Here is a 12,033-nt window from a genome sequence, read left to right as displayed (position 1 = left end):
ATCATGCGGATTCCCGCGATTGTCATGGCCGGCGCCGCGCTCACGCTCGGCCTGGCCGCCTGCGGCTCCTCCGGCGACGGCGGCTCCGGAGGCTCGTCCTCGGGGGGCGGGGACATCAAGATCGGCATGTCGGTGTCGACCCTGAACAACCCCTACTTCGTGCAGCTGCGCAGCGGCGCGGAGGCGGAGGCCAAGAAGGAGGGCGTCACGCTGACCGTCACCGACGCCCAGAACGACGCCTCCCAGCAGGTGAACCAGGTCCAGAACTTCACCAGCCAGAACATGAAGGCGATCATCGTCAACCCGGTGGACTCCGACGCGGCGGCCCCGGCGGTCAAGGCGGCGGACCGGGTCAAGATCCCGGTGATCGCGGCCGACCGCGGCGTCAACGGCGCCGAGGTGGCCCAGACCGTGGCCTCCGACAACGTGGCCGGCGGCAAGCTGGCCGCCCAGGAGCTGGCCAAGCAGCTCGGCGAGAAGGGCAGCGTGGTCGTGCTGCAGGGCACGGCGGGCACGTCCGCCTCGCGCGACCGGGGCCAGGGCTTCGCCGAGGGCATCGCCGCGTACCCGAACATCAAGGTCGTGGCCAAGCAGCCGGCCGACTTCGACCGCACCAAGGGCCTGGACGTCATGACCAACATGCTCCAGTCGAACCCCGGCATCACCGGCGTCTTCGCCGAGAACGACGAGATGGCGCTGGGCGCGATCAAGGCGCTGGGCGCCAAGGCGGGCCAGCAGGTCAAGGTCGTCGGCTTCGACGGCACCCCCGACGGCCTGAAGGCGGTGCAGGCGGGCACGCTGGCCGCCAGCGTCGCCCAGCAGCCGTCGCTGCTCGGCCAGCAGGCGGTGCAGGCCGCGGTCAAGGCCGCCAAGGGCGAGACCATCGACAAGACGGTGGCCGTGCCCGTCAAGGTGGCGACCAAGGAGAACGTCGCGGACTTCCAGTGAAACGCGCGGGGATTCTGAACGCCGAGCTGGCGGGGGCCATGGCCCGGCTCGGCCACACCGACCAGGTGCTGGTCTGTGACAGCGGGATGCCCGTGCCGCCCGGCGTGCGGGTCGTCGACCTGGCCTTCCTGCCGGGCATCCCTTCCTTCGCCGACGTGCTCGGCGGGCTGCTCGCCGAGCTCGTCGTCGAGGGGGCCACGGCGGCCGAGGAGGTGCGCGCGGGCAACCCCGACTGCGCCGAGCTGCTCGCGGCCCGGCTGCCGGGGCTGGCGTACGTGCCGCACGAGGAGCTCAAGCGGCTGTCGGCGGGGGTGCGGCTGGCCGTCCGCACCGGAGAGGCGACGCCGTACGCGAACGTGATCCTGCGGTGCGGGGTGGCGTTCTAGGGACGCCTGCCCCCGGGCCACTGGGAAGCGGGCGGAGGAAGATCTACTCTGGCGTCGAGGGAGGCGCCATGACCCACGAGGCAGCAGAGCCGGATCCCGCCCAACTCCGTCGCGTCGCCATGGCGAGCGCGGTCGGCACCACGATCGAGTGGTACGACTACTTCATCTACTCCACGGCCGCCGCGCTGGTCTTCGGCTCCCAGTTCTTCTCCCCGCTCTCGCCCGCGTCGGGCACCCTGGCCGCGTTCGCCACGCTCGGCGTCGGGTTCCTGGCCCGGCCCGTGGGCGGCCTGGTGTGGGGGCACTTCGGCGACCGGCTCGGGCGCAAGGCGATGCTGGTCGCGTCCCTGCTGCTGATGGGCGCGGCCACGGTCGGCGTCGGGCTGCTGCCCACCTACGACCGGATCGGGGTGGCGGCCCCGATCCTGCTGCTGGTCCTGCGGCTGCTCCAGGGGCTCAGCGCCGGGGGCGAGTGGGGCGGCGCGGCGCTGCTCGCCGTCGAGCACGCCCCGCCCGGCAGGCGCGGCCGCTACGGGCTGTACTCCCAGGTGGGCGTGCCCGCCGGGCTGATCCTGGCGCAACTGGTGTACGTGGCGGTGACGGCCGGGCTGTCGGAGGCGCAGTTCGCGAGCTGGGGCTGGCGGCTGCCGTTCCTGTTCAGCGTCGTGCTGGTCGCGGTCGGGCTGTTCATCAGGCTGCGGGTGACCGAGACGCCGGTGTTCCGGGCGCTGTCCGCCGAGCAGGCCCGCAGCAGGCGGCCGGTCCTCGACGTCTTCCGCGAGCGGCCGCGGGCGCTGCTGCTCGCCTCGGCCAGCTTCGTCGCCAACACCGCGATCGGCTACGTGTTCCTCGCCTACCTCCTGTCCTACGGCACCCAGGTGCTGAAGGTGAGCAGGAACCTCATGCTGGTCGTGGTGATCGTCGGCAGCCTGACCTGGCTGGCCGGGATCGTGGCCACGGCGATCTGGTCCGACCGGATCGGCCGCAAGCCGGTCTACCTGGCCGGCTCGGTGCTCCTCGTGGTCTGGGCCGTGCCGTTCTTCCTGCTGGTGGACACCAGGGTGGCGGCGCTGATGGTGGTCGCCGTGGTGGTGCTCAACGTGGGGCTCGCCGCGACGTACGGGCCGCAGTCGGCGCTGTTCGCCGAGATGTTCGAGCCCCGCTACCGCTACAGCGGGGTCTCCTTCTCGTACGCGGTCGGCGCGCTGCTCGGCGGCGGGTTCGCCCCGCTGGTCGCGACCGCCCTGCACGAGGCGACCGGCACGTCGATGTCGGTGTCGGCGTACATGGCCGGGGTCGGGCTGATCAGCCTGGTGGCGGTGCTGGCCATGCGGGAGACCCGCCCGCCCGTGGCCGGCTGAGTCAGGCCGTGGCGCCGCCGTCGATCACGTGGTCCTGGCCGACGACGAAGCTGGACTCCGGCGAGGACAGCCACAGCGCGGCGGCGGCGATCTCCTCCGGGGCGGCGACGCGGCCGATGGGCAGGGCGTCCCGCATGCGCTCGTCGCGCTCGGCGGGCGTCTCGCCGGGACGCGTGGACATGGGCGAGTCGATGGGGCCGGGGCTGAGGGCGTTGACGCGGACGCCGTCGGCGATGTGGTCGCGGGCGGCGGTGCGGGTCAGGTGGCTGACCGCGGCCTTCGAGGCGGCGTAGGCGGCGGCCCCGGCCAGACGCCAGTGGGCGCCCAGGTTGCTGGCCACGTTGACGATCACGCCGCCGCCGTGCTCGCGCATGTAGGCGATCTCGTGCTTCATCGACAGGAACACGCCCTTGAGGTTCACCGCGAGCACGGTGTCCCAGGTGTCCTCGTCGTAGTCGGCCACCGGCGCCAGCATGCCGAAGACGCCGGCGGCGTTCAGCGCCACGTCGAGCCCGCCGTAACGGGTGACGGCGGCCTCCACCATGGCGGCCACGGAGGCCGAGTCGGTGACGTCCGCGGTGAAGCCGGTGGCCCGGCCGCCCGCCGCCTCGATCTCCTTGACCACCGCGCCGAGTCGCGCGGTGTCCCGCCCGGCGGCCAGCACGGACGCGCCCTTCCTGGCGTACGCCAGCGCGGCGGCCCGGCCCACGACCCCGGTGGCCCCGGTGACAAGCACGACTTTTCCTTCGAACACCACAAACTCCTAGAACGATCGGTCTCAAATTTGCACGGCAATCATGGCCTGCTCGACCGCGTCGCGCAGGCGGCGCGGGTCGGGGTCGGCCCGCCCGAGCACGCGCAGGCCCTGGAGCAGCACGAGCAGGAACCTGGCCAGCGCGTAGGGGTCCTTCGACTCGGGGATCTCCCCCTGGGCGCGGGCGCGCACCAGCGCGGCGGCCAGCGCGGTCTCCAGCTCGGCCCAGCTCGCCGTCACCCGGCGGGCCAGCTCGGCGTCGCGCGAGGCGAACTCCACGGCCGTGTTGACGACCATGCAGCCGCGCCGCAGCTCGTCGGCGAGGATCTCGGCCACGTACGCGTCGAGGAAGGCGCGTACGGCCGGCACCGCGGGCCCCGGCTGGGCCAGCGGCTCGACCACGTTGCGCCGGGCCAGGTAGCGCTCCAGCGCCTTGACGTAGAGCTCCCGCTTGCCGCCGAAGGTGCCGTAGATACTGGCCCGCGCCACCCCCAGCCGCTCCACCAGGTCGGCCATCGAGGTCGCCTCGTAACCGCGCTCCCAGAACAGGTCGAGCGCCCGGTCGAGCGCGACCTCGGGATCGAACTCCTTGCTGCGTGCCACGCGGTGAAGCTACCACATTCAAGAACGAACGGTCTAATTAGAAGAGCCCCTACGGTTCGCGGAACTCCGGGGCCTGGCCGTCGTCCGGCGGGGTCTGGGGCGGGTTGAGGTATTCGAGCGGCGTGTCGTCGGCGACGGCCCGCTCGGCGGCGGCGGTCTCCTCCACCGGCCGCTGCCGCGGGATGCTCAGCAGGCCCAGGCTGTCCTGCTCGCCGCGCCGCCTGATGACGTCGTTGATCGCCTCGGCCATCTCCTCCCTGGAGTAGCTGCCCTCGGGCACCTCGTTGAGATGGGCCAGCATGTCGGCGGGGATGTGCACGTGCGCGGAGACCCGCGCGTACACCTCGCGCATCGCCACCCGGTCCCGTCCCTGGAACGCCTCGTCCAGGGCTTCCTGCAGTTCGTCCAGCACGGCCTGGTCAGTCATCGCGATATCCCTTCAGTAGGTCTTCGGCCTGTTCTGTCACGTCGTCCACCGAGACGTCGGCGACCCACGTCCCGTCGTGCTCGCAGCGTTCGGCCTCCGCGTCCACGCCGCTCGCGCCGCACGTCGGGCACCGGGTGGTCCAGGAGATCAGCGGCCGGTGCGCGGTCCTGCTGAGCGGCCCGGCGTTGATGACGTTGACGCACGAGTAGACGGCGACCGTGGGCGTGCCGACGGCCGCGGCGAGGTGGCGCGGCCCGGTGTCGTTGGCGACCACCAGGGCGCAGCGCTCGTACAGGGCGGCCAGGCCGCCGAGGGTGAGCGTGCCGACGACGGGGAGCACCGGGTGCGCGCGCCCGCGCATGGCCGCGACCGTCGCCTCCACCAGGTCCTTCTCGGCCCAGCTCCCGGTCACCGCGACGGGCCGGGCCAGCCGGTCGGCCACCTCGGCGAAACGTTCGGGGGGCCAGCGCCGCCGCGGGTCCGTCGCGCCCGGATGCAGCGCGACCAGCCCGGCCGGCGGCTCGCCGAACGACTCGGCCAGCTCCGCCCGGTCGCGGGCGGTGACGGCCACCAGCGGTTCCAGCCGCTCGGCGACCCCGCCGACCAGCTCGGCGACCTGGAGGAAGCGCAGCGTCTCGTGCTGGAAGGGCGTGTAGGGCACCCACCGGTCCAGTTCCTCGGCGTCCGGGGAGCGCAGCCCGGCGGTCACCCGCGCCCCGAGCGAGCGCACGAACGGGTTGGAGAAACGCCCGCCGCCGTGGATCTGCACCGCCAGGTCGAACGCCCGTTCCCGCAGCTCGGCGCGGGCCCCGCCGGGCACCGGGTAGCCGGTCTCCGACGTCGAGACCCCCGTGATCGGCGGCAGCGCGACCACTTCGTCCACCGGGCCGGGCCGCCCGGACAGGAACTCGGCGTGCCACGGCGTGCCGAGCAGGGTGAGCCGGGCGTCGGGATAGGCCAGCTTGATCGCCTCGATGGCCGGCAGCGCGACCAGGAAGTCGCCGATCGCGTTGGCCCGCAGGACAGCGATGCTCCGCACGCCCTCGACCAGGCCGGGCCGGGCCGTCATGAGGTCCCCGGCATGTAGTCGTAGCATTCCGCGCTCCTGTCCGCGACAGTGGTCGGCAGCTCCAGGTGGCCGGCCCGCCTGGGCGGCGGCCCGGTGCCCGAAGGGCCGTACATAGCGGCCCGGCTACCCGGCAGGGATGGCCCATAACTTCGGTTTCGGACGAACCTATTTGAGCTGGTATGCGTTTGATCTGGGCTTTTACAGGTACTCGCCCTCTATGGGCACCCTGAGGGAAGAGACGGTCAGCGCGGTCGTCGTCGGCGACGTCATGCTCGACTCGTGGCTGCACGGCTCGGCCAAGCGGCTGGCCCAGGAGGCGCCGGTGCCCGTGATGAGCCTGGAGGCGGTCGAGGACGCGCCGGGCGGGGCCGGCAACACCGCGGCCAACCTGGCTGCGCTCGGGGCCCGCGTCCGGCTCGTCGGCGTCGTGGGCGACGACGCCTGCGGCGACCAGCTCGTCCAGGCGTTGCGGCTGCTCGGCGTGGAGACGGATTTGCAGGCGGTGCCGGGGCGGCGGACCGCGCACAAGCGGCGGCTGGTCACCAGCGGCCAGCTCACCGCCCGCTACGACGAGGAGGACCTCGACGTCATCCCGCCCGAGGCCGAACGCGCGCTGCTGGCCCGCGTCTCCGCGGCCGTGGCCGGCGCTGACGTCGTCGTGGCCTGCGACTACGGCGGTGGCGTGTTCACCCCGGCGGTGCGCCGGGCGCTGGCCGGGCTGCCGCTGCTCGTGGTGGACGCGCACGCGGTCGCGCCCTGGGTCGAGTGCGCGCCGGCGGCGGTGCTGCCCAACTACGCCGAGGTGGTGGGCCTGCTCGGCGAGGCGGACGCCGCCGCCGACCGGCCGGCGTACCTGATGGCGCGCTCCGCGCAGATCCTGGCCGCCACCGGTGCCGGGATCGTGGTGACCACCCTGGACGGCGAGGGCACGCTGCTGCACCGGGCCGGCTGCCCGCCGTACCGGACCTACGCCCGGCCCGCGCCGCAGCACATGGCGACCGGCGCGGGCGACACCTACACCGCGGCCTTCTCGCTCTGGCTGGCCGCCGGCGCGACGCCCGAGGAGGCCGCCGAGGCGGGCCAGGCCGCGGCCGGGGTGGTCGTACGCCGGTCCGGCACGTCCATCTGCACCCGCTACGAGCTGCTGCGCGCCCTGCGCCGCCAGGAGGGCACCGTGCAGGCCGCCGAGCGCCTGGCCCAGCTCCTGGACGAGCACCGGCGCAGGGGCGAGCGGATCGTGTTCACCAACGGCTGCTTCGACGTGCTGCACCGGGGCCACGTCAGCTACCTGGAGCAGGCCGGGCAGCTCGGGGACGTGCTCGTGGTCGCGGTCAACAGCGACGCCAGCGTGACCCGGCTCAAGGGCCCGGGACGCCCGCTCAACCCGTGCGAGGACCGCATGTCGGTGCTGGCCGCACTGAACGACGTGGACTACGTGACCGAGTTCGACGAGGACACCCCGGAACGCCTGCTCAGGCTCATCAGGCCGGAGATCTACGTCAAGGGCGGCGACTACACCCCGGAGATGTTGCCGGAGGCGCCGCTGGTGCGCTCGCTCGGCGGCGAGGTGCTGGTGCTCGACTACCTGCCCGACCGCTCGACGACCGCCATCATCGGCCGCATGCGCTCGGTGCCCGGCGCCCCGGACGGTGCCACGCCCGTTCCGCCGGACGGGGTCAGGCCCGTTCCGCCGGACGGGGTCAGGCCCGTTCCGCCAGCACGTCCATGACCAGCGAGCGCACCATCCGCACCGCCTCCTCGACCGCCCCGCGCACCGGCTCGCTCAGCTCCACCAGCACGTCGTCGGTGACCAGCCGGGCCGGCTCGCAGCACAGCACGAGCACCCGCGCGGGCACCCGGCCCAGCTCGCGGGCCATGCGCAGCACCTTGACCGGGTCGAGGCCGTGGCTATCGGCCGCGATGCCGCCGGGGCCGTCCGGGCCGGGCATGTCCGGTTCGAGCAGGGTGAGCGTGCCCGGCGGCTCGCCGCGCGGCGCGGCGTCCACGAGGATCGCCGCCTCGTAGTCGCGCTGGAGCGCGTAGGCCAGGTCGAGGCCACGGCTGCCGAAGTCGAGCACGTCGGCGGGCAGGTCGTCGTCGGCCAGGCGGCGCACGACCTCGACGCCGAAACCGTCGTCGCCGAGGAAGACGTTGCCGATCCCGGCCACCAGGACGCGCGGGCGGCAGCCCCCTCCGACGGGTTCGAGCTCCTCGGCCGAGTAGAAGAACCGGTGGCACGGCAGCCTGGACTCGCCCAGGTCGCGCAGCGGATCGCCGGCGAGCGTGACGCCAACGTGGAAGCCGCCGACGTCGTCCCGCTCGACGCTCTCGATCACCGCGAGGCGGCCGTCGAGCGCGAGGTCGAGGATGTCGGCGCGGCTCTTCGGGCGCAGGCGCACCCGGCTGCCCGGGACCAGCCGCACGCCGTCGACGATCGCCTCGGCCGGGGCCGGCCGTTCCGTCGGGTACCGAGTGTCCATGTCACGTCTCCCGCATGGTGCCGTGCAGGCGCATGAGCTCTTCCGGGGTGAGCGCGGCGCAGTGGTCGAGGAGCTGGTCGATCTCCGTGTCGTCGAACGTGCCGCTCTCCGGCGCGACCTTGGGATGGTCGTAGAGGATGACCGGGGCCGACAACATCGTGTGCCGGTCGCCCTCCTCGCCCACCAGCACCGGCCAGGTGCCGATGTTGTGGCAGCCCGCGGCGAGCGCGCGCAGCCCTTCGGGCGGCTCCGTCAGCGAGACGAACCGGCCGCCGGGCGAGCTCACGACCGTGTGCGCGGAGATCAGGGTGTGCTTCATGGCCTCCACGCGCGAGTCGCCCTGCCACGGGCTGGTGTTCGCCACCCGGACGGTGAGCCGGAACAGGCCCTCGCGCAGCCGTTCGGCGAACACCTCGGCCCGGCCGCTCAGCGCCTCCCAGCCGCGCAGCAGCACGCCCTCGCCGTCGAGCCATTCGGCCCGCTGGCCCGGCGGCACGTGGATCTCCATGCCGGCCGGGCAGGCCAGCAGGTCGGCCAGGCGCAGCCCCGTCTCGGCCACCTCGCGCTCCTTGGCCTCCTCCCTGGGCAGGTGGCGGGCGCCGCCGACGGTCAGCTCGGGCACGCGGACCAGCTCGCCCTCGCGCTGCACGGCCACCTCGCAGGTGATCAGGTGCAGGAAGCGCACGTGCACGTCCACGACGTCGTCGCCGCCGGCCTCCAGCAGGCACTGGGTCTGGGTCAGCCACGGGTTGCCCTCGTGCGCCCGGCCGTAGGACTCGGGGTGCACGCCGCCGAACGTCCAGCGCCGCCGGTCGGGCGGGGCGGAGTGGCGGCTGGGCCACTGCAGGTGGCCCCCGTAGAGGACGGCGCGGGCTATGCGCCTCACGTGGTCCATCTGCCGGCCCCCACGCCGGGCGCCGACCGGACGATCTCGACCTGCTCGACCTCGGGGGCCGCGTCGCGCACGGCCCGGCGCACCGCGTCCGCCGAGCTCCCGTCGTCGTCCGGGAGCCGCAGGCGTACCAGGTCGCCCTCGACGGCGATCACCTCGGCGGCGGTGCCGCGCAGCGCGTCCTCGACCCGGGTCCGCACGTCGATCGGGTGCAGGTCGTGCAGCAGCAGCAGGTGTGCGACCACGTCGTCGGCGGCCAGCCGGGCGGCCAGGTCGTCGTCGGCCGCGGCCATGATCCGCGTCAGGCCCTCGCCGTAGAGGTCGAGCAGGGCCTGGGCCAGCTCGACGGCGGGCGGTTCGGCCCGTTCGAGCAGGCTCTCGATCCTGCCGATGCGTGCGTTCAGCGACATGACGCCCCCAGGACGGTCACGCCGTCAGGAAACCAGTCGTATTTAGCGGCATTCATCGGCCTTAAGCCCCCCAAGTGGCCATTGCAGAGGTTTAGCGATGGCGTCGTTCGGTATCCGATCAGTACCTCTACGTAGCGGGCATACCGCGTCGACGAAGGCGGCAAACCATGACCCAGACCCTGCCCACGCGTCCCGGGCTGTCCGAAGAGGCCCAGCCGGCGGAGAAGGAGAGGCGCGGCCACCCGATCCTGCGCGCCACCGCGCGCGGCGCCGTCGGCTCGATGGCCATGTCGGGGCTGCGGCAGCTCACCGTCTCGCTCGGGATGGTGGAGCGCACGCCGCCGGAGTCGGTTCTGCGCAGGACCGCGCCCCGGCTCTTCCGCAACGTCCCGGCGGAGCGCCGCCCGGCCCTGGTGGAGGCGGTCCACTGGTTGTACGGCGCGGCCGGCGGCGCCGCGTTCGGCCTGCTGCCCCGCGTGATCCGCGAACGACGCTGGGCCGGCCCGGTGTACGGCGTGCTCGCCTGGGCCGCCTTCGAGACCGGCATCGCCCCGGCGCTCGGCCTGCCCCGCAGCCGCGACACCGCCGCCGAACGCCTGGCCCTGCTGGCCGACCACCTGCTGTACGGCGCCGTCGTGGGCGCCTCGGCCCGGCCCCGCCCGCGCCGCTAGACCAGCCGGACCGGCCCGGCGTCGATCGGCACCCGGAACAGCGCGTACGGGTACCGCCGCCGGTCCTGCCCCTCCTGGAACCTGGCCTGCCGGTGCAGCTGGTTGGCGGTCACGTACAGGTGGCCGTCGGCCACCGACAGCGTGTCCGGCCACAGCAGGCGGGCGTCGTGGACCAGGGTGTCGATCGTGCCGTCGGGCGTCCGGCGCAGCACCGCGTTGTGCTCCCAGTCGGTCAGGTAGATGTGCCCGGCGTCGTCGGCCTCCAGGCCGTCGGCCGAGCCGCCCTTGTCGCCCTCGTCCCTGACCGTCGCGGCCACTTCGGCGTCGTCCAGCGTGCGGTCGATCAGGGCGTCCGTGGACACGCTGTACCAGCGGCGGGAGAGCAGCGGGCAGTACCAGAGCCGCTCGCCGCCGGCCGGGAGCGCGATGCCGTCGGCCCCCATCAGGACGGGCGACGGCGGCCCGTCCTGCGGCCGTTCCAGGAACGGCCGGCCCTCCACGACCGGCACGAAGTCCGGCGGCCGCTCCGCCTTGGTGCTCGGGTGGTCGTGCAGCCGGCGCCACGCCTGCCCGCTGGCCAGGTCGACCACGATGATGCCGTTGGGCCCCTTGTCGGCGGAGTCGGTGAGGTAGGCGACCCCTTTGCGCAGGTCGAACCGCACGTCGTTGAGATAGGACGTCTCCAGGGCGACACCGCGATCGAACATGATGACCTTGACCACGGTGTCGGTCTCCAGATCCACGCAGACGAGCTTCGGCCCGCCCTTCCTGGTGGGCCGGAACATCGGGCTGCCGGTGTCGAGGATCCACAGCCGGTCCAGGGGATCGACGACCACGCTCTGCACCGAGACCAGGCATTTCGACGGCTCGTCGGCCTCGGCGTTCCACTCCTGGTCGGGGTAGGGGACGGCCTTGCCGTCCCGCAGCTCGACCACGGTCGCCGGAACGTCGTCACCCCATTTGGGGAAGTTCACGAATATCCGGCCGGCACGGGAGACCGTGACGCCGGTCGGCATCGGGCCGGACTCGAAGGCGTGCACGAGCTCCAGCTTCCCGATGGGCTCATCGACCGGCTGAACGCCGTCGCGGCCGCTCCCCTTCGCCATGTTCCCCCCCGTTCCCCGACCCCGCCGGGCAACTGCCCAGCTCAGGCGGGGAGAAACAGCGCCCGCTCCAGCCACGGCCGCAGGACGGGCAGCACGTTGGCCGCCTGCATGGCCCCGGCGTGGTCGAGCCCGTCGAGCACCTCGACGTCCCAGCCGAGGGCCTCGATGGCGGCCCGCTCGCGGAGCACCGGGCCGGCGATGCTGACGTGGGCGCCGCCCCACCGCTCGTCGTAGACGATCTCGTCGGCGGAGCCGACGAAGCACAGGCGGGGGCAGGACAGGCGCACCTGGCTGTCGTCGAACCCGCGCAGCGCCCGGTACAGGGTGGCGAACTGCCTGGCCTGCCCCTCGCTCAGGGTCACCTCGGTGGAGGACCAGTCGCCCGGCTCGCCCGTCCCCGTGGCCGGCGGCGTGGCGCTCTTCGGCTCGACGGCCATCCGGTACGTGGCCTCGGTGACCTTCAGCATCTCGGCGTAGGGCCCGCCGAGCGGCGGGAAGCCGCCCATGACCAGCGCCGAGAGCCGGTCGGTGCGCAGGGCGAGCTGGAGGCCGCTGAGCGCCAGCCAGGAGTAGCCGTAGTAGGCGAACCGGTCGGCCCCTGCCGCGTCGGCCACCGACAACATGTCGGCCGCCACGTTGTCGGGGGTGAGCGTGTCCGGCTTGGGATGGGCCAGGACGTGGCCCTCGTAGTCGAAGGCCACGACGCGGAAGCCGTCGGACAGGCCGTCGATGAGCGAGCGGCCGAGCGCGGGGTCGGCCCCCCACTTCCGCATCTCCTCGGCCGCCTCGCCCTCGATCGGCTTGGGGTTGACGGCCAGGAGCAGGACCGGGCCCGAGCCGTGGACCTCCGTCTCGATGGTGCTTCCGTCGTGCAGCGTCGCCGTGGTCACCGGGGGCCTCCGTGAATTCGATACACCGTAAACTGT

At 73.3% G+C, this 12,033-nt stretch carries 14 protein-coding genes; 5 read left to right on the top strand and 9 right to left on the bottom strand.

Annotation, left to right across the window (positions count from 1 at the left end):
* The first annotated feature begins 3 nt into the window (after positions 1-3).
* The 3 genes from ABT158_RS29335 to ABT158_RS29325 all read left to right on the top strand — a co-directional run bounded on the left by ABT158_RS29335 (position 4) and on the right by ABT158_RS29325 (position 2,695).
* Complete coding sequence (locus ABT158_RS29335) at positions 4-948, top strand: substrate-binding domain-containing protein (protein WP_352358764.1); 945 nt, start codon at positions 4-6, stop codon at positions 946-948.
* Positions 945-1,334 carry a D-ribose pyranase gene (gene rbsD, locus ABT158_RS29330; RefSeq protein WP_352358762.1) on the top strand — a complete coding sequence of 130 codons (390 nt, stop codon included), beginning with the start codon at positions 945-947 and terminating at the stop codon, positions 1,332-1,334. The genes ABT158_RS29335 and rbsD overlap by 4 nt, the downstream gene beginning before the upstream one ends.
* Positions 1,335-1,402: 68 nt before the next feature.
* Positions 1,403-2,695: an MFS transporter gene (locus tag ABT158_RS29325; RefSeq protein WP_352358760.1), complete on the top strand. Its 1,293-nt coding sequence runs from the start codon at positions 1,403-1,405 to the stop codon at positions 2,693-2,695.
* A 1-nt stretch (position 2,696) separates the two neighbouring features.
* On the opposite strand, the gene ABT158_RS29320 is transcribed toward ABT158_RS29325, so the two are convergent.
* The 4 genes from ABT158_RS29320 to ABT158_RS29305 are packed head-to-tail and all read right to left on the bottom strand — an operon-like array spanning position 2,697 to position 5,575.
* A complete protein-coding gene (locus tag ABT158_RS29320; RefSeq protein WP_352358758.1) occupies positions 2,697-3,431 on the bottom strand; it encodes an SDR family NAD(P)-dependent oxidoreductase in 735 nt (244 codons plus the stop codon).
* 42 nt (positions 3,432-3,473) lie between these two features.
* Positions 3,474-4,052 (bottom strand): TetR/AcrR family transcriptional regulator, encoded by a 579-nt coding sequence (locus tag ABT158_RS29315; RefSeq protein ID WP_352358756.1) that lies wholly within the window; start codon positions 4,050-4,052, stop codon positions 3,474-3,476.
* Between the two features lie 49 nt (positions 4,053-4,101).
* Positions 4,102-4,479 (bottom strand): hypothetical protein, encoded by a 378-nt coding sequence (locus ABT158_RS29310; RefSeq protein ID WP_352358754.1) that lies wholly within the window; start codon positions 4,477-4,479, stop codon positions 4,102-4,104.
* Positions 4,472-5,575, bottom strand: coding sequence for a glycosyltransferase family 9 protein (locus ABT158_RS29305; protein ID WP_352358752.1), 1,104 nt, complete (start codon positions 5,573-5,575; stop codon positions 4,472-4,474). The genes ABT158_RS29310 and ABT158_RS29305 overlap by 8 nt, the downstream gene beginning before the upstream one ends.
* Positions 5,576-5,765: 190 nt before the next feature.
* Here ABT158_RS29305 and rfaE2 point away from each other — a divergent pair, with 190 nt between their 5' ends.
* Positions 5,766-7,277: a D-glycero-beta-D-manno-heptose 1-phosphate adenylyltransferase gene (rfaE2, locus tag ABT158_RS29300; protein ID WP_352358750.1), complete on the top strand. Its 1,512-nt coding sequence runs from the start codon at positions 5,766-5,768 to the stop codon at positions 7,275-7,277.
* Here the strand turns inward: rfaE2 and ABT158_RS29295 are convergent.
* From ABT158_RS29295 to ABT158_RS29285, 3 genes are read right to left on the bottom strand one after another with little or no spacing between them, the layout of a single operon-like run.
* Complete coding sequence (locus ABT158_RS29295) at positions 7,249-8,028, bottom strand: hydrogenase maturation protease (RefSeq protein ID WP_352358748.1); 780 nt, start codon at positions 8,026-8,028, stop codon at positions 7,249-7,251. The two genes, rfaE2 and ABT158_RS29295, sit on opposite strands and share 29 nt — an antisense overlap.
* 1 nt (position 8,029) lies before the next feature.
* Positions 8,030-8,914, bottom strand: a complete 885-nt coding sequence (locus ABT158_RS29290; RefSeq protein ID WP_352358746.1) for a hypothetical protein — start codon at positions 8,912-8,914, stop codon at positions 8,030-8,032.
* The gene (locus ABT158_RS29285; protein ID WP_352358745.1) at positions 8,911-9,330 is read right to left on the bottom strand and encodes a NifU-related iron-sulfur-binding protein; all 420 of its coding nucleotides are present in this window, start codon (positions 9,328-9,330) and stop codon (positions 8,911-8,913) included. Before ABT158_RS29285 ends, ABT158_RS29290 begins: the two co-directional genes overlap by 4 nt.
* A 167-nt stretch (positions 9,331-9,497) precedes the next feature.
* On the opposite strand from ABT158_RS29285, the gene ABT158_RS29280 reads away from it, so the two are divergent.
* Positions 9,498-10,001 carry a hypothetical protein gene (locus ABT158_RS29280; protein ID WP_352358743.1) on the top strand — a complete coding sequence of 168 codons (504 nt, stop codon included), beginning with the start codon at positions 9,498-9,500 and terminating at the stop codon, positions 9,999-10,001.
* Here the strand turns inward: ABT158_RS29280 and ABT158_RS29275 are convergent.
* On the bottom strand, positions 9,998-11,107 hold the full coding sequence (locus tag ABT158_RS29275) for an L-dopachrome tautomerase-related protein (protein ID WP_352358741.1): 1,110 nt from the start codon (positions 11,105-11,107) through the stop codon (positions 9,998-10,000). The two genes, ABT158_RS29280 and ABT158_RS29275, sit on opposite strands and share 4 nt — an antisense overlap.
* 41 nt (positions 11,108-11,148) lie before the next feature.
* On the bottom strand, positions 11,149-11,997 hold the full coding sequence (locus ABT158_RS29270; protein ID WP_352358739.1) for an alpha/beta fold hydrolase: 849 nt from the start codon (positions 11,995-11,997) through the stop codon (positions 11,149-11,151).
* Between the last annotated feature and the right edge of the window lie 36 nt (positions 11,998-12,033).

The sequence above is a fragment of the Nonomuraea sp. NPDC001636 genome (assembly GCF_040298265.1).
In the GTDB taxonomy this organism is placed as follows: Bacteria; Actinomycetota; Actinomycetes; order Streptosporangiales; family Streptosporangiaceae; genus Nonomuraea.
Note: the sequence above shows the minus strand (reverse complement) of the source record. Positions and strands in the feature narration are given on the sequence as shown.

Excerpts from the sequence above, each read along its gene's own strand:
- ABT158_RS29335 (WP_352358764.1), top strand. The coding sequence starts at position 4 with ATGCGGATTCCCGCGATTGTCATGGCCGGCGCCGCGCTCACGCTCGGC.
- ABT158_RS29325 (WP_352358760.1), top strand. The coding sequence starts at position 1,403 with ATGACCCACGAGGCAGCAGAGCCGGATCCCGCCCAACTCCGTCGCGTC.
- ABT158_RS29310 (WP_352358754.1), bottom strand. The coding sequence starts at position 4,479 with ATGACTGACCAGGCCGTGCTGGACGAACTGCAGGAAGCCCTGGACGAG.
- ABT158_RS29305 (WP_352358752.1), bottom strand. The coding sequence starts at position 5,575 with ATGCTACGACTACATGCCGGGGACCTCATGACGGCCCGGCCCGGCCTG.
- rfaE2 (WP_352358750.1), top strand. The coding sequence starts at position 5,766 with ATGGGCACCCTGAGGGAAGAGACGGTCAGCGCGGTCGTCGTCGGCGAC.
- ABT158_RS29295 (WP_352358748.1), bottom strand. The coding sequence starts at position 8,028 with ATGGACACTCGGTACCCGACGGAACGGCCGGCCCCGGCCGAGGCGATC.
- ABT158_RS29285 (WP_352358745.1), bottom strand. The coding sequence starts at position 9,330 with ATGTCGCTGAACGCACGCATCGGCAGGATCGAGAGCCTGCTCGAACGG.
- ABT158_RS29280 (WP_352358743.1), top strand. The coding sequence starts at position 9,498 with ATGACCCAGACCCTGCCCACGCGTCCCGGGCTGTCCGAAGAGGCCCAG.
- ABT158_RS29275 (WP_352358741.1), bottom strand. The coding sequence starts at position 11,107 with ATGGCGAAGGGGAGCGGCCGCGACGGCGTTCAGCCGGTCGATGAGCCC.